At 69.3% G+C, this 21,729-nt stretch carries 23 protein-coding genes; 12 read left to right on the top strand and 11 right to left on the bottom strand.

Going from position 1 to position 21,729, the window contains the following annotated elements:
• Positions 1–49 precede the first annotated feature (49 nt).
• From IEY82_RS39770 to IEY82_RS01100, 4 genes are all read left to right on the top strand, one after another.
• A complete protein-coding gene (locus IEY82_RS39770) occupies positions 50–175 on the top strand; it encodes a hypothetical protein (protein ID WP_263647436.1) in 126 nt (41 codons plus the stop codon).
• Positions 176–525: 350 nt separating this feature from the next.
• Complete coding sequence (locus IEY82_RS01110; RefSeq protein WP_189122035.1) at positions 526–1,335, top strand: phytanoyl-CoA dioxygenase family protein; 810 nt, start codon at positions 526–528, stop codon at positions 1,333–1,335.
• Between the two features lie 4 nt (positions 1,336–1,339).
• Entirely contained in the window at positions 1,340–2,674 is a 1,335-nt protein-coding gene (locus IEY82_RS01105) for a glutamate-cysteine ligase family protein (RefSeq protein WP_229697516.1), read from the top strand.
• Between the two features lie 178 nt (positions 2,675–2,852).
• Positions 2,853–3,233: a RidA family protein gene (locus tag IEY82_RS01100; protein ID WP_189122033.1), complete on the top strand. Its 381-nt coding sequence runs from the start codon at positions 2,853–2,855 to the stop codon at positions 3,231–3,233.
• 7 nt (positions 3,234–3,240) lie between these two features.
• Here IEY82_RS01100 and IEY82_RS01095 read toward each other — a convergent pair whose 3' ends face one another.
• The 7 genes from IEY82_RS01095 to IEY82_RS01065 form a co-directional block, all read right to left on the bottom strand.
• Entirely contained in the window at positions 3,241–3,996 is a 756-nt protein-coding gene (locus IEY82_RS01095; protein WP_189122032.1) for a methyltransferase, read from the bottom strand.
• Between the two features lie 32 nt (positions 3,997–4,028).
• Entirely contained in the window at positions 4,029–5,003 is a 975-nt protein-coding gene (locus tag IEY82_RS01090; RefSeq protein ID WP_189122031.1) for an NAD(P)-dependent oxidoreductase, read from the bottom strand.
• Positions 5,000–6,004, bottom strand: coding sequence for a hypothetical protein (locus IEY82_RS01085; RefSeq protein ID WP_189122030.1), 1,005 nt, complete (start codon positions 6,002–6,004; stop codon positions 5,000–5,002). Before IEY82_RS01085 ends, IEY82_RS01090 begins: the two co-directional genes overlap by 4 nt.
• Positions 6,005–6,033: 29 nt before the next feature.
• The gene (locus IEY82_RS01080; RefSeq protein ID WP_189122029.1) at positions 6,034–6,408 is read right to left on the bottom strand and encodes a hypothetical protein; all 375 of its coding nucleotides are present in this window, start codon (positions 6,406–6,408) and stop codon (positions 6,034–6,036) included.
• Positions 6,409–6,777: 369 nt separating this feature from the next.
• Entirely contained in the window at positions 6,778–9,579 is a 2,802-nt protein-coding gene (locus tag IEY82_RS01075; protein WP_189122028.1) for a cation-translocating P-type ATPase, read from the bottom strand.
• Positions 9,580–9,686: 107 nt separating this feature from the next.
• The gene (locus IEY82_RS01070) at positions 9,687–10,919 is read right to left on the bottom strand and encodes an AI-2E family transporter (protein ID WP_225261934.1); all 1,233 of its coding nucleotides are present in this window, start codon (positions 10,917–10,919) and stop codon (positions 9,687–9,689) included.
• Between the two features lie 148 nt (positions 10,920–11,067).
• Complete coding sequence (locus IEY82_RS01065) at positions 11,068–12,537, bottom strand: MFS transporter (protein WP_189122027.1); 1,470 nt, start codon at positions 12,535–12,537, stop codon at positions 11,068–11,070.
• Between the two features lie 153 nt (positions 12,538–12,690).
• On the opposite strand from IEY82_RS01065, the gene IEY82_RS01060 reads away from it, so the two are divergent.
• The 5 genes from IEY82_RS01060 to IEY82_RS39765 are packed head-to-tail and all read left to right on the top strand — an operon-like array spanning position 12,691 to position 14,567.
• Positions 12,691–13,083 (top strand): YbaB/EbfC family nucleoid-associated protein, encoded by a 393-nt coding sequence (locus tag IEY82_RS01060; RefSeq protein ID WP_225261932.1) that lies wholly within the window; start codon positions 12,691–12,693, stop codon positions 13,081–13,083.
• Positions 13,080–13,406 carry a hypothetical protein gene (locus tag IEY82_RS01055; protein ID WP_189122026.1) on the top strand — a complete coding sequence of 109 codons (327 nt, stop codon included), beginning with the start codon at positions 13,080–13,082 and terminating at the stop codon, positions 13,404–13,406. Before IEY82_RS01060 ends, IEY82_RS01055 begins: the two co-directional genes overlap by 4 nt.
• A gap of 3 nt (positions 13,407–13,409) precedes the next feature.
• Entirely contained in the window at positions 13,410–13,889 is a 480-nt protein-coding gene (locus IEY82_RS01050; RefSeq protein ID WP_189122025.1) for a hypothetical protein, read from the top strand.
• 26 nt (positions 13,890–13,915) lie between these two features.
• Entirely contained in the window at positions 13,916–14,395 is a 480-nt protein-coding gene (locus IEY82_RS01045; RefSeq protein WP_189122024.1) for a hypothetical protein, read from the top strand.
• Between the two features lie 46 nt (positions 14,396–14,441).
• Entirely contained in the window at positions 14,442–14,567 is a 126-nt protein-coding gene (locus IEY82_RS39765) for a hypothetical protein (RefSeq protein WP_263647435.1), read from the top strand.
• 54 nt (positions 14,568–14,621) lie between these two features.
• Here IEY82_RS39765 and IEY82_RS01040 read toward each other — a convergent pair whose 3' ends face one another.
• A complete protein-coding gene (locus IEY82_RS01040; RefSeq protein WP_229697514.1) occupies positions 14,622–15,125 on the bottom strand; it encodes a hypothetical protein in 504 nt (167 codons plus the stop codon).
• 1,356 nt (positions 15,126–16,481) lie between these two features.
• On the opposite strand from IEY82_RS01040, the gene IEY82_RS01035 reads away from it, so the two are divergent.
• Both IEY82_RS01035 and IEY82_RS01030 read left to right on the top strand, forming a co-directional pair.
• The gene (locus IEY82_RS01035; protein ID WP_189122022.1) at positions 16,482–16,823 is read left to right on the top strand and encodes a hypothetical protein; all 342 of its coding nucleotides are present in this window, start codon (positions 16,482–16,484) and stop codon (positions 16,821–16,823) included.
• Between the two features lie 132 nt (positions 16,824–16,955).
• On the top strand, positions 16,956–17,477 hold the full coding sequence (locus IEY82_RS01030; RefSeq protein ID WP_189122021.1) for a hypothetical protein: 522 nt from the start codon (positions 16,956–16,958) through the stop codon (positions 17,475–17,477).
• Positions 17,478–17,491: 14 nt separating this feature from the next.
• On the opposite strand, the gene IEY82_RS01025 is transcribed toward IEY82_RS01030, so the two are convergent.
• The 3 genes from IEY82_RS01025 to IEY82_RS01015 form a co-directional block, all read right to left on the bottom strand.
• Positions 17,492–18,679 (bottom strand): tetratricopeptide repeat protein, encoded by a 1,188-nt coding sequence (locus tag IEY82_RS01025; RefSeq protein WP_189122020.1) that lies wholly within the window; start codon positions 18,677–18,679, stop codon positions 17,492–17,494.
• Entirely contained in the window at positions 18,676–20,064 is a 1,389-nt protein-coding gene (locus IEY82_RS01020) for an ATP-binding protein (protein WP_189122019.1), read from the bottom strand. Before IEY82_RS01020 ends, IEY82_RS01025 begins: the two co-directional genes overlap by 4 nt.
• 109 nt (positions 20,065–20,173) lie before the next feature.
• On the bottom strand, positions 20,174–20,470 hold the full coding sequence (locus IEY82_RS01015; RefSeq protein WP_189122018.1) for a 4a-hydroxytetrahydrobiopterin dehydratase: 297 nt from the start codon (positions 20,468–20,470) through the stop codon (positions 20,174–20,176).
• An 89-nt stretch (positions 20,471–20,559) separates the two neighbouring features.
• Here IEY82_RS01015 and IEY82_RS01010 point away from each other — a divergent pair, with 89 nt between their 5' ends.
• Positions 20,560–21,519, top strand: a complete 960-nt coding sequence (locus tag IEY82_RS01010) for a lytic transglycosylase domain-containing protein (RefSeq protein WP_189122017.1) — start codon at positions 20,560–20,562, stop codon at positions 21,517–21,519.
• Positions 21,520–21,729: the final 210 nt, after the last annotated feature.

Raw genomic sequence — 21,729 nt, 5'->3', positions numbered from 1 at the left:
TGTGGTGAAATATGCCAGTAAAAGCCGTTTTCTCCCTATGAGGTGTCCCATGTCCGAGTTTCTGGCCTCTGTGCTGGCCAAGGCGGCGTTCCTGCTGCTCGAAGCGCTGATCATGCGCCTCGTCCACGCCTTCGTCACCTCCACCCTCCGCCCCACCGGCCTCCGCCTGGTCTGAAACCCCTCGTGTCCCTGACGCCCGGACCGCCCGAACCCGGCCGCGCCGAGGTGGCCGACGAGCTCGCTGAACGAGCCGGCGCGGCGTCTCGTCCGCGTATCGGAACGGGGCTTCCGCATAAATGGACGCCTTTCTGTACGCCGTCGGATGTGACCGAAATTTGCCGGGCAGCGGCCGGAGGACGCGAGCGGCGGCACGTTTCGCTGATTGCGCCAAGTCGGTGGGCTGGATTACGCGCAGTCCGGGCCGGCGGATGAAGCACGGCCATTTTCGGCACGTATGGCCGAATCGTGGTCACCGGCGTATATTACGACTGCGTCGGCTGAATCATCGACGAAACGCGAGACCTTATGAGCGCCCTTCAGGGTTATCTCAACCAGCATTTCTTCGGGGTCCTGTCCGTCATGCGATTCCTGCCGCGCCGGATCGACTACTACAGGAGGCTGACCACCGCCCCGGTCCGGTCCGAGCTCGAACCGCATCTGCGCACCTTGCGGCGCGACGGGATCGTCATCATCCCCGACCTGCTGCCGGAGAAGACGGTCAAGGAGATGCGGGACGCGGTGCCCGAGCTCAACCGGTTCGAGGAATCTCCGGAAGGAGATCGCGCGTACTTCCTGCCGGAGGCGCATCGGATCGCAGATTTCTCCCCCTTCTTCGAGCATCCTGACGTGCGCGATCTGGTCCGCGGTTACATCTCCGTGGAAGCGGTGCCGCATCGGCGCACCATTGGGCTCAAGGTGGTTTACGGCGACTTCCCATCGTTCGAGCGCAACTATCACATGGACACCTGGAGACAGCGCGTCAAAGCCTTCCTCTACCTCGACGAGGTCGGTCCGGAGCAGGCACCCATGACCTACCTCCGTGGCAGCCACCGAGGTTTGTGGCGGTTGTGGACCGAGGCACGGATCGCGCGCGACTACGTCGTCGACGAACGCGGATTCGGCACCGATCAGGACCGCTGGTTTCTCGGCTCGTTCTGGCCACACGAGGTCGCCCAGCTCAAGCAGGATCGCGGCTACGAGGAGGTCGTCTGCACAGGTGGCGCCGGGACTCTCGTCCTGTTCGACGGGCGCGGCCTGCACCGTGCCACGCCACTGATCTCGGGCTCGCGGCTGCTGCTCAACAGTTACTGGATCCACGCCCGCGAGCACACGTGAGGCGATGGCTGTGGATCTGCCCCTTCTTCTGCGCACGAACGCCTTCTTCGCGGGGACGGATCGCGAACGCGTCGGCATGGAGGTGGAGCTCGCCGCCGTCGACGAGCGCACCGGGCGTTGCGTCCCGTACGCCGGACAGCGAGGCCTGCGCAGGGTGCTGGAGAGAGTCCGCGACGAGTGGACGGGTGAGGCGTCGGCGGAGAGCGGCTATGTCACGGCGGTACGCAGATCTGACGGCGCGTGCGTCTCTCTGGAGATGGGCGGCGCGATCGAGTACGCCTCCCCGCCGGCTGACACCGTGCACGACCTGGCCACTCGCCTCGGGCGTGACCTGGGCGGCCTGGCCGCCATGGCGGCTGAGTACGGCGTCGCGTTGCTGCCCGGAGGGAACTTCCCGTTCAACACGAGCGCGGACATCACCTGGCTGCCACGTCGCCGGGCGGAACTGCTCAAGGCGCACTACGCGCGCGTGGCTCCGCACGCCGGCTATGAGGCGATGACGCTCAATCTCTCGGCGCAGGTCACCCTCGACTACCTGGGCCCTGTCGATCTCGCGCGGAAGCTCCGCATGCAGGCGCTGGTGGCGCCTGTCGTACACGCGATCCTGGTCAACTCGCCGCTGTTCGCGGGGCGGCCCAGCGGGCTGCTGTCGCGCCGGATGCACCAGTGGCAGCGGGCCGAACCGGTCCGATGGGGGCCGCTCCGCGCCGCCTGGCTGGCCGACGACGAGATCGTAGCGGGGTTCGTCGACTGGGCCGGCCGGCTGCCCATGATCTACCGGAGGGCGAACGGCACGTACGAGCCGGGGCCGGACCTTCCCTTCCGTGACCTCGTGAGTGAGCGCGGGATGTCGAGCGAGCAGATCACGGAGGCATGGCGTCAGCACCTCGATCAGATCTGGACCGACGTACGCCTGCGGAGAACGCTGGAGCTCCGGGGCGCCGACGGTCCACCCGCCGAGGCGCTGCCGGCCGTGGCGGCGTTATGGGCCGGGCTGAGCTATCACCGGCCGTCGCGTGCCGCCGCGAGCGGGTTGCTCTCCCGCAGCACACCGCGCGACTACGTGTCGGCGACGGGCGAGACGAAGGTGGCCGGGTTGGCGGCGACGTACGGTGGCCGGCCCATGCGCGAGCTGGCCGTGGAGATCGTCCGCCTGGCCAGGAACGGTCTTGAGGAGCGAGCGGCACAAGGGCTCGAAAAGCCGGGCGCGGCACGCCTGCTGGAGCCTCTGGAGGAAGTCGTCGACTCCGGGTTGACCTATGCCGAACGGACCCTTCGCGGGTGGGACGGCCGATGTGACAGATATGTACGACATTTTAGAATAAAGGACAGTTTGTGATGGCCAATCATATGCGACATTTCCTCGTAAAAGACTGTTTTGATGGCCAGCTGCTGGGCGATGAACACGGTAAGAAATCGACCGCCCCGGCAAATATTCGACTGCTAGGCTGCGATTCTTTCGACCCGCATTCCGACCCATGGTGTTCACTTCGACAGAGAATCAGAAGGAGTCTCACATGAAATCCGCAGTATATGTCAGTAAGAAGGCTCCGGCTCCCGTGGGCCCCTATTCCCACGCCGTTCGCCGTGGACCGCTGCTCGCCCTGGCCGGCCAGGTGGGCATTGATCCGGAGACAGGGTCGCTCGTCCCCGGCGGGGTGGCCGAGCAGACCCGCAGAACCCTGGAGAACCTCAGCGCCGTCCTGACGGAGGCGGGGGCGTCCTTCGAGGACGTCATCATGATGCGGGTCTACCTCACCGACGCCGCCCATTTCCCCGAGATGAACGCCGTCTACACAGAGCTCGTCGGCGAGCCCCACCCCTGCCGCACCACGGTGTTCGTGGGCCTTGGCCCGGGCATGCTCGTCGAGATCGACGCTCTCGCCGTCGCCGGCTGAGCCATGGTCACGCGTCCATCCGGTCCGTCAGGGGCGGACCGGGTGCGAACTCGTCCGGTCCGGACGCCCCGAAGCGGGTCATGACCAGGTCGAGATGGCCCGTCTCGTCGTACGAGTAGTCGGCCGATCGCCGCCAGATGCCTCCGGCGAGCAGATAGGTGTCGCCGGCCACGAAGGCCGCTCCTGCGCGCGACATGCCTCGAATGCGCCGATGCACCGCCGGTCGCCGTGAGAACCGGCCCATCCTGATGGGACGTACCATCCAACTCGTCAAGGTGTAGCCGCACCTCATCGCATGGTGGAGAAGAGAGCGCGGATCGGCGTACGAGGAGATCATCATCATCACGGTGTCGAAGCCCGCCGACAGGATCCGCTCGCTCACGGTGGTGCCGCGGACGCCTCCGGACAGATGGGGATACCGTGGCTGCCCGTCGAGCAGCGGCAGGTAGGGAGGGTTCGCGATCACACACGTTCGCTCGCTGTCCGGCAGCGACACGGTGAAGAAGTCGGCGTGCGTGACGTGATAGCGGTGAGCCAGCCCGCTGCCTCTGACGACGTCACGGGCGATGTCCGCTGATCTCGCGTCGATCTCAAAGCCGTGCACCTGCCCAAGGAAACCGCCCCGGCGTAGCGCACCGCACACCGCCTCGCCGGATCCGACGCCGAACTCGTACACCTTGTGCAGTTTCGGATGGCGCCGGAACAGGTCCTCGACGCACAGGCCGTAGAACTCCGATTCCTCAGGGTCGTAGAAGGCGGACATCGTGGATCCGTGACCTCCCGCGTGGAGTGGGCTCATGACAGGGGAGGCCGGTCAAGCCGGCCGCCGAGTAACTGGTAGCCGGCCTCACCGGTGTGGGTGGTCCACCCCGAGTCGATGGCCATCATGACCGCGACGAACGTCTCGCGGGCCAGGTAGGCGTCGGATTCGGCGGAGTTCCAGGCCGTGTGCGGAGTGACGACGACGTTCGGCAGACTTCGGTAGGGGTGGTCGGCGGGCATGGGCTCCAAGGTCGTCGCGTCGAGGAACGCGGATGACGCGGGATTGGCGGTGAGATGCCGGACCAGGGCGTCATCGTCGATGAGCTCGCCTCGGGCGGTGTTCACCACCACGACGTCCTTCTGGAACAGCGCACAGGTGTCCTGGTCGAGAAAGTGCCGGGTGGTCGCGTTGAGGTCCAGGTGGAGGGAGATGATGTGCGCGGCGGCGATGACCCGCTTGACCTCGGGCTCCGGGGTGCGGGAGTTGACGGTGCTGACGGCGAATCCGAGGGCGTCGCACAGATCCGCCAGGATCCGGCCGATCGCGCCATGCCCGATGATGGCCACCCGCCTGCCCCGGGCCTCGCGGCCCTGGAACGCCAGATAGTCCCACCGTCCCTGGCGCACGTTGTCGATGGCGGGCACCAGGTGGTTCAGGCCCATCAAGATGAAGGCGAGTGTCTTCTCCGCGACCGTGCGGGCGCAGAAACCCGGGAACCATCTCAGGTTGACGCCCGCCTCGCCACAGGCCGCGATGTCGACGTGGTCGATCCCCGATGAGCAGGAGATGATGGTCCGCAGTCGCGGAAGCTCGGCCACCACCTCCTTGGACAAGGGGGTGAAGGCGTTGACCACGATGATCTCTGCGGCCTCCGCCCGCCTGATCACCTCGGCCGTGGCGTCGGGCGGCACGTTGTGGTCGTAGGTGACCAGCCGGCAAACGGCGCCGATCTTACCCAGATCGGTGGGGCTGAGATTGGTTCGGCCGAGAATATGAACACGCTTCACAAGGACCGCCACCTTTCCACATAGGTTTCCAGAATCGCCTGCTGCACCGGCGTCGGATATGACGCGAACTTCTCGAACAAACCGCGTGCGGTGGCCGCTCGCCGTCGCCAGTCCTGTTTGTCGTTGCGGACGATGAGGGCTTGGAACGCGGTCATGAAACGGTCGATGTCATGGTGGACCCCAGGCCTGCCGATGAGCTCGTTCTGCACCTCCTGGATCGACTGGGCGACCTCGAGCCGGCCGCTGTAATGCGGCTCCTGGTTGATCACGATGAAAGAGTTGTCGCCGGCGCGGGAGAAGATGTTGATCGGCCCGATGTCCTGCTCGTCGGCGAACTCGATCAGGTCCTTGTCGTAGACGAATTCGAGCTCGATGCCGAGCGCCTCGAAAGTGAAGAGCAACTTGAGAAACTGCTCGTCGTTCAGGTCGAGCCGTGAGTAGACCACGATCCGCCGCGACTTCATTTTGAACGCCCTGATCAGCGCGGCCTGGTGGGAGAGATAGAGGAATCCGGCGGGCGAGAACCAGAACGGGACCTCCGACCGATCCGTCATCGCGTCGAGTCGCGCGTGAGGGTCGACGTAGTTGACGCTGTAGGAGCTGTACCAGAGGGTGGACGTCTCGGCTTGACCGAAAATGGTGTCGACCAACTCGGTGCTGGTCAGCCAACCGGTCACCAGAGGCGGGAAGTCCATGGTGCGGCTGAGCCGGAAGGCGCCGAGATCGAGCGCGTACGTCTGCGCGCACATCAGGATCTGGCCGGCGTCCCCGCGCTGCGCGAACTGGGAGTAGAGATCGTAGAAGACAGGCCTCGGGGGCTGGTTGTACGGGCCGATCGTGAGGATGAAGTGGCAAGCCGGAGTCTTGCGAATGAAGCCGCGAATCTGGTCGAAACACAGCATGTACCGCTCGGGAGACAGGACGAGCAGCATCCCATTGACGATCGGCAGAAGGTCGGCCTCCAGGAGCTTGACCAAGTCGTTCAGTTCGTGGTCGGGCACCTTTCCGATGACACCGACGCAGGCGTGCATCAGGGACCGTTCTGCGGCGGAGTGATCCCTGGCAGGTTCTCCAGCCCGTCGAGAGCCGACCGCTGCAGGGTGGAGTCTCGCCGGCGAATCTCCTTGCGGATCTCGATTCCGGCCACCTGACGGCTCAGGCCGTCGAGCGTGAGCAGCCGTACGGACTGGTCCTGGAGGTAGGTGATGGACTCGTCGAGCAGTCGCAGGGTCTCGGCGAGCTTGAGATTCCGCACCAGCAGGAAGCAGGCCGCGCCGGCGAGCCCTGCGAGGGTGGTGGCCAGGCCGTACGTCTGCGCGTAGAACGGGAACTGAATAATCGCGCTGTCCGGGAGTAAGGCGAAAAGTGAGCTGACAACGATAATCGCGCGGAATAGTAGACCCATTCGGTATATCCTGCGCGCTCGACGTCGATATGCCTCAATGGTGGACTCAATCCATCCGTCGATGTCGCTTTCCGGGGGGCGGCCCGTCATAGCCATGGGGTACCTCCGCCGATGCTCGGTAACTTCCGACAAGTTGCAGTATGACGCATAAACGGGTCGATCGGAGATAAGCGAGGTCCGAATCGCGACCCGTTTGCTTGCCGAAAACGGCGAATGGGCGATTTGCGGGCATCGGTCCCAGTAAAGCCGCCGATACTTCGCGATCTATTCGTGGTCTTGGTTCACCATTGTGGATCAATGAGCGCACGCGCGAAATTCGGCGGAGGCGGCCACACCGCCCGACGGGCGGCGACGTACGCGACCGGGAGATCAGCCCGGCAGGGCGCCGGCCCGCCGCAGGATCAGCTTCCGCAGCTCGCTGACCCACAGCACCGCGCTCGCCATCGCGACGCAGACCAGCCACTGCTCGAACGAGAGCGGCGAGGTCGTGAACGCGGTGTTGAGGAAGGGCACGTGGACCACGGCGATCTGCAGCACCAGCGAAAGCCCGATGGCGCCCCACAACCAAGGGTTGGCGAACAGCCGCTGGAAGGCGCTGCCGGTCTCGGACCTGGCGTTGAGGGCGTTGAACAGCTGGGCCAGCACGAGCACCGTGAAGCCCGCCGTCCGGGCGTTGTCCAGCGACCGCGAGCCCTCGATCAGCCCGCCGGGCAGGTAGAGGTCGATGGTGGCGAGCGTCGCCACCGCCATGGCGAGGCCGATCACGATCACGCCGGCCCACATCCGGCGGTCGATGACCCGGTCGCGCAGCGAACGCGGCGGGTGGTTCATCACGTCCTCGATCTCCGAGTCGACGCCCATGGCGAGGGCCGGGGCGCTGTCGGTCAGCAGGTTGATCCACAGGATCTGGGTGGCCAGCAGGGGCAGCACGATCGTGTCCTCGCCGTGTGACAGGCCGATGACCCCGGCGAGGACGACGCCGAGGAAGACGGTCAGCACCTCGCCCATGTTCGAGGAGAGCAGGTAGCGCAGGAACTTCTTGATGTTCAGGAAGATGTGGCGGCCTTCGCGGATGGCCCGCACGATGGTGGCGAAGTTGTCGTCGGCGAGGATCATCTTCGCCGCTTCCTTGGTCACCTCGGTGCCCGTGCGGCCCATCGCGATGCCGATGTCGGCCGACTTCAGGGCCGGCGCGTCGTTGACGCCGTCTCCGGTCATGGCCACCACTCTGCGGTCGTCCTGGAGCGCGTCGACGATGCGCAGCTTGTCGTGCGGCGTCACCCGGGCGTAGACCGACCTGTGGCGGACGATCTCGCGGAATCCCTCCTCGTCCAGCCGGTCCAGCTCCGCCCCCGACACGGCGACCGCCTCGTGCTCGACGATGCCGAGGTCCTCGGCGATCCGCGCCGCGGTGCGGGGGTGGTCACCGGTGATCATGATGACCCGGACGCCCGCGCGGTGCGCCTCGGCGATGGCCGCGGCCGCCTCCGGGCGCGGTGGGTCGATGATCCCGACCATGCCCGCGTAGACGAGGTTCTCCTCAAGCGACTCGTCCATCTCGGGTGGTTCGGTCACCTCCAGCCGCCGGTAGGCCACGCCCAGGGTGCGGAAGGCCTCGCCGGACAGGCGTTCGACGTCGTCCAGGACGCGGGCCCGCCGGGCGTCGTCCAGCGGCTCGGCCGCGTCGCCGACCCGTACGTGCGTGCAGCGCCGGAGCAGCACGTCCGGGGCGCCCTTGGCGACCACGGCCAGCTTGCCGGCCCGCTCGGCGTCGGCCTCGACGCTGGTCATCATCTTCCGCTCGGAGGTGAACGGGATCTCGCCCACCCGCTGAAATCTCGACGTACGCCGGTCACTCGCCCCGAGCTTCGCCTCGGCGACCAGGAAGGCGGCCTCGGTCGGGTCGCCCTGGACCAGCCATTCGCCGTTTTCCTCGCGCAGGGTGGCGTTGTTCGCGAGACTGCCGCCGACCAGCACGAACGCGGTCTGACGCCACAGGACGCTCCCCTCCTCCAAGGGCGCGCCGTCGTGCGTCATCCGCCCCTCGGGCCGGTAGCCCGCGCCGGTCACCATGACCTCGCCCGACGCGGTCACCACCCGGCCGATGGTCATCTCGCCCTTCGTCAGGGTGCCGGTCTTGTCCGAGCAGACGACCGACGCCGAGCCGAGCGTCTCGACCGAGGAGAGCTTCTTGACGATCGCGTTGTGCAGAGCCATCCGCTGGACGCCCAGCGCGAGCACCACCGACAGGATGGTGGGCAGTCCCTCGGGCACGGCCGCCACGGCGAGCGACACCCCGAGGAGCAGGGCGGTGACGACGTCATCGACGCTGTTGACCCCGAAGAACAGGAAGATCGTGGCCATCACCACCACGGCGATCACGATCACCGCGATCCCGAGCATCCGGCCGACCCGGGCGATCTCTCGCTGCAGCGGAGTGGGGTCCTCGCGGGTGGCGTGCAGCAGGTCGGCGATCTGCCCCATCTGGGTCGCCATCCCGGTGGCGGTCACCACCGCCCGGCCGACGCCCTGGGTGACCGCGGTGCCGTTGAACACCATGTCGAGCCGGTCGCCGAGCGCCGCCGGCTCGGGCAGGGTGTGGGCGTCCTTGAGCACCGCCTCGCTCTCCCCGGTGAGCGAGGCCTCCGAGATCTTCAGCGTGGCGGCCGACAGCAGCCGCGCGTCGGCCGACACGGTGTCGCCCTCGCCCAGCACCAGGACGTCGCCGGGCACCAGCTCACGGGTGGGCACCCGCGACGGCACGCCGTCGCGCAGCACGGTCGCCGTGATGGCGCTCATCCGTTGCAGCGCCTCGACCGCGTGCTCGGCCTTGGCCTGCTGCCAGTAGCCGAGGATCGCGTTCAGCACCACGATGATGGTGATCACGATGGCGTCGAACGGCCAGCCCTCGGCCCCCTCGATGAGCCAGGCCGCGAGCGAGATGACGATCGCCGCGAACAGCAGATAGATCAGCGGGTCGCGGAACTGCTCCACGAACTTGCGCCACTTCGGCACCGGCCTGGCGGAGGTGATCTCGTTGGGCCCCGCCGACGCCAACCGGCGGGCGGCCTCGTCCGAGGTCAGGCCCCGCTCGGGGTCCGTGCCCATCGACTCGGCGACGGTGCGCGCGTCGACGACCGACGGATCGAAGTCGAGGGCTCCGCTCGCCATGAGACGTCCTCCTGTCGTCTTCGTGCGAGATCTGCGCGGCATCACCTTCCTACCCCGGGCCTCGCCGTCCACGTCCGATCGGCTGGGACGCGGCCGACTGACGCCGATCAGGACGGGGGTGCGGGCGGCTCGCCGCCCTCCTGCCGGGGCTCGCCCTCGTCCGGTACGTCCCGCGCCCGGTCTCCAGGCGCCCCCGCCCCATCCGGTACGCCCGGTTCGTCGGGCTTCTTCGGCCCGGGCGGGAGCGCGGGCGGCTCGGACCGGAAGAGCTCCGGGATCCCCCGATAGAGGATCGCGGCGATCGGCACGGCCACGACCGCGCCCGCGATCCCGGCCAGGATGCCGCCGACGGCGAGCACGATGATGATCGCCAAGGGGTGGAAGTGCAGGCGCCGGCCCACGATCTGCGGCTGGAGGACATGGTTCTCCAGCTGTTGTTCGAGGATCAGCAGACCGAGGAAGATGAGCGCGTAGATCGGCCCCTTCGTGCCCAGGGTGATCAGCGTGGCGACGGTTCCGGCGAAGAAGATGCCGATGATCGGGATGAAGCTGGACACGAAGATCAGCAAGGCGAGCGCGACCCAGAGCGGCACTCCCATGATCGCCAGGGTGACGCCGAGGAGGACGGCGTGCACCGCGGCCACCGCCACGGTGCCCTGCACGTAGAAGGAGAGCGCCCGCCACGCGGCCCGGCCGGCCCGGTCGACCCGGCGCGCCTCCCCGCCGAAGGCCCTGAGGAACCAGGCCCAGATCCGGTCGCCGTCCTTCAGCAGGAAGAACGTCACGAAGAGCAGCAACACGATGGAGGCCAGCGCCTCGATCAGTGCCACGGTGCCGGCCAGCACCGTGGAGGTGATCTGCTGCTGCCGCTCGGTCACCAGCTTGGCCGCCTCGTCGAACCAGATGCTGAGCTGGCGCGGTTTCAGGTGCAACGGGCCGGTGTAGAGCCAGGCCTCCAGTGACTTGACGGTCTGCCGCATCTGTCGCATCAGGCCGGGGAACTCCTCGCTGCCCCGTACGCCGATGATCGATCCGAGCCCGCCGAGCAGCGCGAACGCGACGAACATGGTGACCCAGGTGGCCCAGATCGGTCGCATTCCCCGCCTGCGCAGCGCTCCGGTGAGCGGGAACATCAGCGCGGTCAGCAACAGGGCGACCGCGACCGGGAGTGCGACCAGCCGCATCGAGGACACGACGTTGACCACGAAGTTGGCCACGATCCCGATGAGGATCAGGCAGCCGCACCACGCGGCAATCCTGGCCAGCGTGGGCGGCACGAGCCCCCAGAGACGGTCCGGCTTCGTCGGTTCCGGAGCGTTAACTCCGGTTGCGATGCGCACGCCTCCCTCTTACCCGTAAACCAGACACTAGGCACCGAAGCGCCTGAAACCCCCACAGGCAGCAGTCAACTACCTTGATCGTTCCTGGTCCAGGAGGCGCTGGGCGGGGCGCCGCTGCCGGTCTTGAACGATTGTGCCGCGCCGCCCGTCACCGCCGGGACCGCAGGAGGGTGACGATGAGGAGGGCGATGCCGGTCATCAGGCCGGCGCTGATCGCCGCGGCCAGGTGGAAGCCCTCGACGAAGGCGGCTCGCGCGGTGCCGAGGAGTTCGGCCGCGAGCCGTTCGGGAAGGCCGTCCGCCACGGCCACGGCGGTGGTGAGGCTGTCGCGGGCGGCCGGCGGGAGGGACGAGGAGACCTCGTTCCGGTAGACGGCGGTGATGACGCTGCCGAGCAGCGCGATGCCGAGCGCGCCGCCGAGCTGGGGAGCGGTCGAGGAGATGGCGGCCGCCGCGCCGGCCCGCTCGGGCGGCGCCGAGCCGACGACCAGGTCGGTGGCCAGGGCCATCATCGGGCCGAGGCCCGCCGAGACGACGACGGCCCCCGTCACGAGGACGGCCAGCCCGCCGGTCTGGGTCAGCACGAGGTAACCCGCGGCGGAGACGGCTAGGCCGACGCCGATCACCACGGGTGGGCGGATCGTCCGCGCCAGGCGGGGAGCCAGCAGGGATCCGGCGATGACGCCGGCCGCCGAGGGCGCCGTCCACAGACCCGCCTCCAGCGGGGACAGGCCGTGCACGAGCTGCAGGTACTGCGCGATGGCGTAGTTGGAGCCCCAGAGCACGAAGATGCCGAGCGCCAGTGTGGCGGCGGCGACGCCGAACGTCCGGTCGGCGAACAACCGCAGGTCGACGAAGGGCACGGCGAGCGCCCGCTGCCTGCGCGCGAACGCCGCGCCCAGCGCCACCCCGGCCGCGATGGCGGCCGCCGACGGCACGTCCGGGCCGTCGGCGGCGATCTGCTTGAGCCCGTACACGACCGGCAGCACCGCGCCCAGCGACAGCAGCGCGCTGACCAGGTCCAGCCGCCCGGCGCCGGGGTCGCGGACCTCCGGCAGCAGCGGCGGCGCGACGACGAGCAGCACCGCCATGAACGGCACCGCGAGCAGGAACGCCGACCCCCACCAGAAGTGGGCCAGCAGCCAGCCGCCGACCAGCGGGCCGATGGCGGTCCCTCCGGAGACGCTGGCGACGATGACCCCGATGGCGACCGCCCGCTGCCGTGGCTCGGGGAACAGGGCCGTGGCCAGCGACAGGGTGGACGGCATGAGGGTGGACCCGGCGACCCCCATCAGCGCCCGGGCGGCGATCAGACTTCCGGCGTCGGGGGCGAAGGCCGCCAGGAGCGAGGCCAGCCCGTACACCGCCGCGCCGATGAGCAGGAGCCGGCGGCGGCCGATCCGGTCGCCCCAGACGCCCATGGTGATGAGCGACCCGGCGAGCAGGAAGGCGTAGATGTCCACGATCCACAGCAGCTGGGTGCCGCTCGCGCCCAGATCCCGGCCGATGGCGGGTAACGCGAGGTTCGTGACGGTCAGTTCGAGCGAGGCGAGGAGGGCGGGCAGGGTGAGCACGGCGAGGCCGATCCACTCCCGCTTTCCCGTGGTGACAACGTTCATGATCTCAGGATGAAAGCTCAACCAAAGTCGAGGTCAACTCGTCAGGCTTCGTTCCGTCATCGATCAGATTGAAGAGTATATCTACCAAAAATACATGGATATACTGTCCTCCCGACGATCTTGGGCTGCACGTGAACCCGGCTGGGAGGGCGGTTGGACACCAATCTGGAAACACAGGGCTTCGACAACCTGGTGGGGGCCGCGCTGCGCGCGCTGAAATCCACGGGGGAGCCGGACCGGGAGGCCCCGGCTCGCGCGGAGGGCACGGCTGACGACGGCAGGGTGCGCGCCACCGTGGTGACGGGAGGGCGGCTGGCGGCCGTGCGCATCGACCCTCGCGCGATGAAGCTGGGCTCCGAGACGCTCGGCGAACAGATCGTGCTCGCGGTCAACGCGGCCCTCGACGAACTGCACGCGGTGCCCGCCCCTCCAGGGGAGGGTGATCCGGCGGCGCACCTGCGCCGGATCCAGGACGAGGCCGTGCTCCGCCTCGACGTCTTCGCCAAGGCCGTAGAGGACGCGCTCGCCCGGGTCGAGGCGCGATGAGCACGATACCCCCGGAGCTCGGCATCCACCACTCCAGCCTGCGGGACGGAGGCGACGGGCTGCGCGCTTCGGCCACCGAGCTGGGAACACGCATCGAGGCGCTGGCCACGTCGATCGAGGCCCTGGGGCCGCTGGGCGGCGCCGACGACATCAGCGCGCTGATCGGCGAGGCTTACGAGGCCATCCACCATGCCGCGTTCGAGTCCCTCCAAACCGCCTTGGACGCCCTCGCCCAGGACGGGAACACGCTCGACGCGATGCGCGTGACCTTCCGCGTCCAGGAGCGATCGACCGAGCAGAGCATCGACTCCCTGAGGGCGTGACGCATGGGACTCCAGATTCCGGACCAGCTGTCCGGGTTGCTCTACGACCTCGGCTTCCTGTGGCCCGTGGTCGACGAGGAGAAGCTCTACGCCGCGGGCCTGCTGTGGCTCCGGTTCGGCGGGGACGCGGGGACGGTGGCACGGCAGGCGAACGACGCGGCGCTGCGGGTGTCGGCCGTCAACACGGGGTCGTCGGTCGAGGCGTTCACCGGGGCCTGGGCCGAGGACGACGCGCCCCACGCGATCCTCACCGACGGAGCGACCGGCGCGTACGTCGTGGGCGCCTGCCTCTTCGCCTGCGCGGGACTCGTCCTGGCCCTGAAGATCACCGTGATCGTGCTGCTCTGCACGCTGCTCGCCCAGGTCATCCAGGCGCTCCTCGCCGGGCCCGGCTCCGCCCTGCTGATCCCGGTGTACCGGAAGTTCACCGCGATGGCGCTGAACGCGCTGTTCAACCGTACGGCGACGGTCCTCCTTGGCTGAGCGCGCCCGGACCGGAGGCGCCGGGCATGGTTAGGGGCGGCAAGGCGGCCAGGCTCGTCGGCGGCTTCTTCGGACGGCGGGCGGGGCGGTTCTTCCGGCGGGCCCGGAAGCGTGAGGAGATCACCCCGCGCGGCTTTCTCAGGGACGCCAGGGAACGCGGCGGGTTCACCTGGTCGCCGCACACCCGCCGGCCGCCCGACGACGGCTACATGGTCGCGCTCACCGGCCACACCGTCCAGCACCCCGCGAGCCTCCTCGACGACCTGGACGCCTCGGCCGCGGCCATCGACGACTACCTCATGCGCAGGCGGTCGCTGTTCGAGAACGACCGCGACATCTATCTGGGCGGCTGGATCGAGGACGGAAAACTCTGGCTGGAGCCCTCGCGCAACGTCCGGAACCGCGCCGCCGCGGTCAGGCTGGCCCGGGAGACCGATCAGATCGCGATTTACGATGTCAGAGCGGGGACCACCATCGATACGGGAGGTGCCGGTGGCTTTCTTTAGGAAGAGCCGGAAGGTTCATGCGCAGCCGCCTAAGGGCTACTTCGACATGTCCGAGGAGGACCGGCTGGCGTGGGCCCGCGGCTTCGCCGAGGAGCTCAGGGACGAACGCGACGGCACCCCCGACGACACCTCGCCTTCGTCCGGCCGCGACGACTCGAAGGATGGTCCCTGATCGAGCCTCACTGCCCCTGGGCGAGTGAGGCCCGATCCTGACTTCTCAGTGCGCCTAGCTGGAGCCCCTGCGAGCTTCGCGGTGTCCGCCGCAGTGATCGAAGCCCTTCGAGCCGCCGTAGGCGCGGATCTGGACACCTGCCATGCGCCTATTGTCGGGAACGTTGTCGATGCGCCCGTCGAAGGCGAAACAACCGCCCTTGACCTGTACCTTCACCGGACCTGCGTAGTACCTGAAGTTGCCCTCGTCCGGGAAGGTGGAGTGGCTTCTGAAGAAGCCTCTGCGGACGAGGGCCGCCCTGGTCGGCGTGAGCTGCCCCACGAAGCTCGACTTGATGGTGACGACGCAGTACTGATCGGTACGCACGCTGTGGAGCAGGTGGACATGGCCCCGGACGATGCCGAGATGGTCGGTCACCGGCTGGGTGCCGCCCGCCACCCTGCCGAAGCCGCTGCCGCACACCTGTTCAGGGGTGTACCCGTTCGTCTCGGCGGACGCGGAGGCCGGCAGTGCGCTGAGGGCGGTTGCGAGCAAGGCCGCTGAGGTGAGTCGTGCCATGACTCCACTGACCATGGGTGTCCTCCTGCGTGACGGATTCGCGGCTGGATCCGGGCTCGGACGGTGATCGCCCGGTGTTTCCGAGGCTGACGGCCACGGCGGTTGTCCGGAACCGCTCGGCGCGCAATCGCTGGTGAAATGCGGACAATGAGTTGTCCGCGGACAATTGTTCTGCTGTCCTCATTCCGTGGAGGAGCAGCGGGACACGCCTGCGATGCCCCGCAGGGCGGGCAGGCCACAGGGCAGGGCGAGGGGGAGCACGGAGCAGGCGAACGCCCTGGCGGAGTTCGTGTTGTCGCTGACCGGCGGCGTGACCGTGCGCGAGCTCGCCGGGCGTTACCACGTGGGCAAGACGCTCTGGGGCGAGTACCGTTCCGGCCAGAAGATCATCCCGCTGGAGTTGCTGCGGCGGTTGGTGCAGGACCGCACGCCGGACGAACGCACCCGTCAGGTACGCCTGGAGACGGCCCTGCGGCTGCACGCGGCAGCCCTTGAGGCGGGCTCGGCGACGAACCCCGCACGGGACCGCGAACCCGCACGGGACCGCGAACCCCCACCGGGCGCGGAACCCCCACCGGACCGCGAACCCCCACTGGGCGCGGAACCCTCACCGGACCTGGAACCAGCACCAGAGTCCGCCCGGGCACCGGAGTCCGCCCGGGCACCGGAGTCCGCCCGGGCACCGGCCGCGAACCCTGGTGCGGCGTCCACGGTGAGACGCCGCCCACGCCTGACGTACGTCGGCGGTGGGGTCGCAGTCGTGCTCCTCGCCGCGCTCGTCCTGCTGGCCGGGTGGGGCCCGGCGGACGTGGACGGAGTGGCGAGCGCGCCCGTCGCCCCCGAGGCCGGCGGCGCCGCGATGGCCGTGCCGAGCGCGGGCACCGGCGTGTACGCCGCCGGCCCGGATGGCCGCGGCGTCTTCCAGTGGAACGGCGAAGACGCGACCGGATGGACGAGAATCGGCGACGCCGCGAAGCGGCTCTGGTCCGGCCCCGCGGGCCTGTTCGCGACCAGGACGGACGACCGGCTCTACCGGTACGAAGGGCGGGGCGGCCGCTGGACCCCCGTCAGCGAGCCTGCCGCCGACTTCGCGATCAGCGGCTCACACGTCTACCGGCTGACCGCCGACCGTCAGGCCGTCGACATCTGGGACGGGCGAGGCGGGTCCTGGACCCGGATCGGCGGCCCGGCGGTGCGGTTGTACGGCGGTGCCCCGGGCCTGTTCGCGACCAACCCGAACGACGGCCGGATCTTCCGATACCTGGGCCGCCCAGGCCACTGGGACCCGGTCGGACCGCGGGCGCCTCGTTCGCGCTCACCGGCAGGCACCTGTACGGCCTCACCCCGGAACGCGCCATGGTCAATCGCTGGCTCGCGGACGAGCACCAGGGCCCGGGACTGCCCTGGATCTACGCGGCGGGCCCGGCCGGCGACCTGTACGGAGGCGTCGCCGGGCTGTTCTCCACCGATCTGTCGGGCGAGCGGTTGCGCTTCCTCACGGAGCCGGGGACCGACGCCACGATTCAGAACTGGCGGGACATCGGCTCAGCGGGCGCGGAGGTGTGGGTCGGGCGGCGGGAGGCGTACGTCCTGACCAGAGATCGCTCGGAGATCCTCCGCTGGTCCCGCGACACCGGAGCCTGGAGTCGCATCGGCGGGCCCGCCCAAACACTGACGGTGTGGGCCACCCCGGAATGACGAGGCCGATTTTCGACGTCCGTGCAGGTCAAATGGCGGCAATACCCGCGAAGGTTATTCAAGGTACGGCGGGCATCAATTGGCTTGAAAGCGGCGTGTTCCACACTCTCGTCAAGAGAGAGAGGAACCCCCATGAAGGCCAGCCGTACGATCACGATCGCCGTCGCCACCGGAGCGCTCCTGGCAGCGACCGCCGCGGGCACCGCCACCGCCGCCTCGGCCGCCACCGTCCTCACCGCCCCCACCACGACCCCGACCATGACCGAGCAGAGCGCGCCGACCCCCTGGGGGCCGAGGTACGCGCCCGGCAAGCGGGCCGTGGCCAAGGGCACCCTGACCAGTTCCCAGCTGAACAAGCAGACGATCCCCAACATCAGCACCGTCAAGGTCAAGGGGAAGGTCACCGACCTGACCCGTGGCGGCGGCTGCGGCTGGGCCGTCTTCCGCGTCACCTACCTCAAGTCCGACGGCAGCGTGCCGTTCAAGCACCGCAGCTACCTCGACTGCTCCTACGGCACGCCGAAGCCCTTCTCCTTCACCGACCGCAACGTGGCCCTGGTGGAGCTCAAGGTCTGCAACGAGCGCAGGGCGGGCAAGCCGTCGGACATCTGCCTGTACGCCGGCACCTGGAAGACCCTCCACTCCAACCTCTGACCGTCACCCTGGGCTCAGGCGGGCGCCGGGAGCACCCGCCGAACGCCCGCCGCCACCCAGATCGTGGCCAGTCCGGCATAGACGCTCAGCAGTGCGGTGCCCATCGAGTTCAGCGGCGCCGCCGCGGCGACGGCCAGGGCGAGCAGGCCGGTCCAGCCGTACAGGATCGCCCGCCCTCGGGGCGAGCCCGTGTGCGCGGTCTCCTGGACGGCGGTGATCAGCGCCATCACGGCCACACCGACGGTGGCGACGACCTCGCTCCCGAGCGCGATCCCCAGCCCGAGCAGCGCCGCGCCCGCGACCAGCAGCGCACAGCAGAGCACGGCCACCCGGGCCTCGACGCCCTCGAAGAGCAACCGGGTGGCCCTGGCTCGGGCCAGGCGCAGCGTGGTCCACGACTCGGTGACCCATGCCGCCCAGTGCAGCACCGCGACGAGCACGAACACCGCGATGACGGGCGGCGCGACGGGCAGCAGGAACAGCAGCCACCAGCCGCCACGGAACCGGGCCCGCAGCGGATCCAGCACCCGATAGACGGGGTTGCGCTGCTTCAGGGCGGTGACGAGCAGGTCCCTGGCCTGGTCGAAGCCGGGATCCAGGCGGAGCACCTCCCGGAAGGCGTCGGCCGCCCGGCGGGGATCGCCTGCGGCCAGCGCCACGGTGCCGTACACGTGGTGAGCGCCGGCGTTCTCCGGATCCAGCCGTACGGCCTGCGCGGCGGCGGCCCTGGCCGGTTCCCTCTCGCCGAGCATGGTGAGGGCCAGCGCCAGCAGGCTCGTCAGGCCCGACTGCTGCGGATCGATCGCCAGGCCGCGTCGCGCCGCATCGGCCACCTGGTGCCACTGGGCTTTGAGCACGTGCGCGCGGGCCAGGAGCTCCCAGCTCGACGCCTCGTCGGGAGACAGGGCCAGCGACGCCTGGAGGGCGGCTATCGCCTGGTCGGCCAGGCGGGCACGGCAGTAGACCTGTCCGGCCAGGTAGTGCGTGAGCCAGTGCTCGGGCGCGAGTCGTACCCCCTCGGACGCCTCGGCGATCGCTTCGGCCGTGCTGCCCTGCGCGGACAGGGCGAGGGCCAGTAAGGAATGCGCCCCGGGGTGCTCCGGCTGCCGGGCGAGCATCCCCCGCAGCTCGCGCTCGGCCTCGGCGGGCCGGCGCAGCTCCAGCAGGGCGCGGGCCCGCTCGATCGCATCAGCGGCGATCACCACTTGTTGCCCTTGATCCAGGGCATCAGCTCGTCCCAGGCCCCCGATTCGTTGGCGTGCATCACGTAGTTGCGCGCGGTGGACATCCACTCGCGCACCGCCGTGGGCTTGGTGCTCCTCGCGGCGGCCACCAGGTCGGCCGTCGTCAGCGGGATGGGACGGCCCGCGCTGATCGACTGGTGGAGCTTGGCCTCCACCGCCCGGTCCACCACGCCCTTCAGGTCCGCGCCGACGAAGTGCTCGGTGATCCGTGCCACCGCGTCGAAGTCCATCTCGGCCAGCGGCTTGTCGCGGCACAGGATGCGCAGGATGGCCGCGCGCGCCGCGGCGTCGGGCGGCGGCACGAACACCGGCTGGTCCAGCCGTCCCGGACGGCGGAAGGCGACGTCGATGTACCAGGGGACGTTGGTGGCCGCCAGGACCAGCACGCCCTCGTTGGCGCTCTGGTCCACGCCGTCGAGCTCGGCCAGGAACTGGTTGACCAACTGCCGGTTGTGCGCCTGGCGCATGTCGGAGCGGCGCGCGGCCAGCGCGTCGACCTCGTCGAAGAACAGCACGCACGGGCGGCTGCGCCGGGCCAGCTCGAACGTGGCCCGCAGGTTGCGCTCGCTGGAGCCGACGTACATGTCCAGGATGTCGGCCAGCCCCACGTTGACGAACGACGCGCCCAGCTCTCCGGCGGCCGCCCTGGCCAGGTGGGTCTTGCCCGTCCCCGGCGGCCCGTACAACAGCACCCCGCCACCGGCCCGCTTGCCGAACGCCGCGAACAGCTCCGGCTGCTGGAGCGGCAGCAGCAGCTTGACCCGCAACGCCTCCTTGACCGCCTCCATCCCGGCCACGTCCGCGAACGTGACCCCCGACCGCTCCACCGCTCCACCATCCGGCCCACCACCCGGCGCCCCGGAATGCGGCGCCGGCGTTCCGTACGGCGATGCGGCGGGAGCGGACACTCCGTGGGACGGCGCCGCCGGTGCCTGAAGGGGCGGCACCACCAGCCGGGCGGCCAGGTCCGGGTCGCCGACGGACGGATCGCGGGAGACCGCTTCGTGATAGCGGTAGGCCGCGCCGCCCATGTCGCCCTCGCCGAGCAGCGCCCGTGCCGCGATCACACCCAGCCGGGGCGGGTAGCCGGGCGAGGCCAGGAACGGCTCCAGCGCCGCCAGCGCGGAGCCGTGGGCGTTCTGCCGGACGAACGCCTCCGCCAGCCCGGCCGTGACGTCCACATCCCTGGGCGCGAGCATGAGCGCGGCGCGGTATTCGGTCTCCGCCTCAGCGAGGTATCCCTTCTCCAGCAACAGCCCGGCGAGGTGCCGCCGCAGGGGGAGGTTGTCGGGGGACAGGCGCGCTGCCTCACGAAGCGCCTGGAGGCCGGCGTCGTCGAGCACGCGCTGGGTCCCTTCTGTGGAAGACGTCGGTTACGTAAGCTACCGAACCGGACGAATCCCGCGCATGCTTCCGCCGTGACGCGTGCCCCCGGCATGGATCGCGTCGGCGTCAGCCTCGATCGCGGGCCGCGCCGTCGATGACGTGGTCGATGTGCGCGGCCAGTTCGACGTCCTTGGCCGTCACTCCGTCCTCGCTGTGCGTCCACAGCCGGAACCGGATGCCGTCGGGCGTGCGCTCGATCTCGGGGTGGTGGTCGAGCGCGTTCGCCTCGTTCATCACCGCCTCGCTCAGCCATCGATAGCTGTCAGGCGTGATGGAGATGTCCCTGACCAGGGCGTTGTCCTCCCGGTGCCACCCTTCCAGGGCTGCCAGCGCGGTGTCGATCTCCTCGTCGGTCAGACGCATGATGTCCCCTATGTCCGTGTTATCGCTCTCGCTGAGGGGCTACCACCGTGACGCCCTTTCACACCCCGATGCGGGTAGGTTGGCCCGCTATGGGAGAACGCCCGGGGATCATCCGGTCCGGTGACCGGCGCCGCACGCGTGTCAGGCCCCTCGCCGCGGTGGTGGTCGCCGTCCTCCTGGCCGCCGCGGGGTGCGGCGATCCCGGTCCAGCGCGTACGGCGGACACCGCGCCGTCACCCGTGTCCACCCCGACGCGATCACCCGCGCCCACCGCGACCCGATCACCGGACCTGCCGGCTCCCGACGCCAAGATCCCCGGCGACGCCGCGAAGCTGGCGGCGGCCCTGGAGCGGACGTCCAGGCGGCTCGACGAGGCCATCGACGCCTGGACGGCCGGGAAGGCGCCGAAGGGTCCGCCACCGGAGGAGGTCGAGCTCCTCGCCCTCCACCAGCAGCGGATCTACCGCTACGCCGCCCGCCATCCCAAGGTGGCCGACCGGGCCTTCGCCCGGCTGCCCGCCGAGCGGGCGGCCCAGGCCAGGGACAACACGGCCGCCATCCGCGAGCTGCTCTCCCTGGCCCACCCCATCAAGGGCTCGGCCACGTTCAAGGTCCAGGACCCGTTGCCGGCGGGCACGCTGCTCGGCCACTTCAAGAAGGCCGAGCGCCGCTTCGGGGTGGAGTGGGAGGTGCTGGCGGCGGTGATGTTCGCCGAGACCAAGTTCGGCAGGGTGCGCTCGGCGAGCCATGCCGGCGCCCAGGGGCCCATGCAGTTCATGCCCGCCACCTGGAGGGCGTACGGGATGGGCGGCGACATCCAGAACGTGCGCGACGCCGTGATGGCCGCCGCCAACTACCTGCGGGCGACCGGCGCGCCCGGCGACTACCGGCGCGCGCTGCACGCCTACAACCCGTCGCGGGCGTACGTGAACGCCATCCAGTTGCACGCCCGTCAGATCAAGCGCGACGCCCGGCACTTCTACGCCTACTACAACTGGCAGGTCTACGTCATCACCACCACCGGCGAGCGCCGCCTCACCGGCCCCTGACCCCGGGCGCGAGAGCGACGACGCCGGTCAGGACGGTCAAGGAGGAAACCCTCCATCAGGCCCCGCGCGGTGGTCATAATGTCGGGCGCACGTTTCGGGCGGTCTTCAAAAGCTCCCGATCTGCGCACCTATGATCTGTGTTCGCATAGTCTGAGGACTCCGCCGCTGGTCTCTGTGGTGGCCCTGGCGAATGAAAGGACCTGGGAAAAC

This window comes from Nonomuraea cavernae (genome assembly GCF_014646355.1).
Classification (GTDB): domain Bacteria; phylum Actinomycetota; class Actinomycetes; order Streptosporangiales; family Streptosporangiaceae; genus Nonomuraea; species Nonomuraea cavernae.
The sequence above is the reverse complement of the archived record's forward strand: the minus strand, read 5'-3'. Positions and strand labels throughout refer to the sequence as shown.

Excerpts from the sequence above, each read along its gene's own strand:
- IEY82_RS39770 (WP_263647436.1), top strand. The coding sequence starts at position 50 with ATGTCCGAGTTTCTGGCCTCTGTGCTGGCCAAGGCGGCGTTCCTGCTG.
- IEY82_RS01110 (WP_189122035.1), top strand. The coding sequence starts at position 526 with ATGAGCGCCCTTCAGGGTTATCTCAACCAGCATTTCTTCGGGGTCCTG.
- IEY82_RS01105 (WP_229697516.1), top strand. The coding sequence starts at position 1,340 with ATGGCTGTGGATCTGCCCCTTCTTCTGCGCACGAACGCCTTCTTCGCG.
- IEY82_RS01100 (WP_189122033.1), top strand. The coding sequence starts at position 2,853 with ATGAAATCCGCAGTATATGTCAGTAAGAAGGCTCCGGCTCCCGTGGGC.
- IEY82_RS01095 (WP_189122032.1), bottom strand. The coding sequence starts at position 3,996 with ATGTCCGCCTTCTACGACCCTGAGGAATCGGAGTTCTACGGCCTGTGC.
- IEY82_RS01080 (WP_189122029.1), bottom strand. The coding sequence starts at position 6,408 with ATGGGTCTACTATTCCGCGCGATTATCGTTGTCAGCTCACTTTTCGCC.
- IEY82_RS01075 (WP_189122028.1), bottom strand. The coding sequence starts at position 9,579 with ATGGCGAGCGGAGCCCTCGACTTCGATCCGTCGGTCGTCGACGCGCGC.
- IEY82_RS01065 (WP_189122027.1), bottom strand. The coding sequence starts at position 12,537 with ATGAACGTTGTCACCACGGGAAAGCGGGAGTGGATCGGCCTCGCCGTG.
- IEY82_RS01055 (WP_189122026.1), top strand. The coding sequence starts at position 13,080 with ATGAGCACGATACCCCCGGAGCTCGGCATCCACCACTCCAGCCTGCGG.
- IEY82_RS01050 (WP_189122025.1), top strand. The coding sequence starts at position 13,410 with ATGGGACTCCAGATTCCGGACCAGCTGTCCGGGTTGCTCTACGACCTC.
- IEY82_RS01045 (WP_189122024.1), top strand. The coding sequence starts at position 13,916 with ATGGTTAGGGGCGGCAAGGCGGCCAGGCTCGTCGGCGGCTTCTTCGGA.
- IEY82_RS39765 (WP_263647435.1), top strand. The coding sequence starts at position 14,442 with ATGTCCGAGGAGGACCGGCTGGCGTGGGCCCGCGGCTTCGCCGAGGAG.
- IEY82_RS01040 (WP_229697514.1), bottom strand. The coding sequence starts at position 15,125 with ATGGCACGACTCACCTCAGCGGCCTTGCTCGCAACCGCCCTCAGCGCA.
- IEY82_RS01035 (WP_189122022.1), top strand. The coding sequence starts at position 16,482 with ATGGTCAATCGCTGGCTCGCGGACGAGCACCAGGGCCCGGGACTGCCC.
- IEY82_RS01030 (WP_189122021.1), top strand. The coding sequence starts at position 16,956 with ATGAAGGCCAGCCGTACGATCACGATCGCCGTCGCCACCGGAGCGCTC.
- IEY82_RS01015 (WP_189122018.1), bottom strand. The coding sequence starts at position 20,470 with ATGCGTCTGACCGACGAGGAGATCGACACCGCGCTGGCAGCCCTGGAA.
- IEY82_RS01010 (WP_189122017.1), top strand. The coding sequence starts at position 20,560 with ATGGGAGAACGCCCGGGGATCATCCGGTCCGGTGACCGGCGCCGCACG.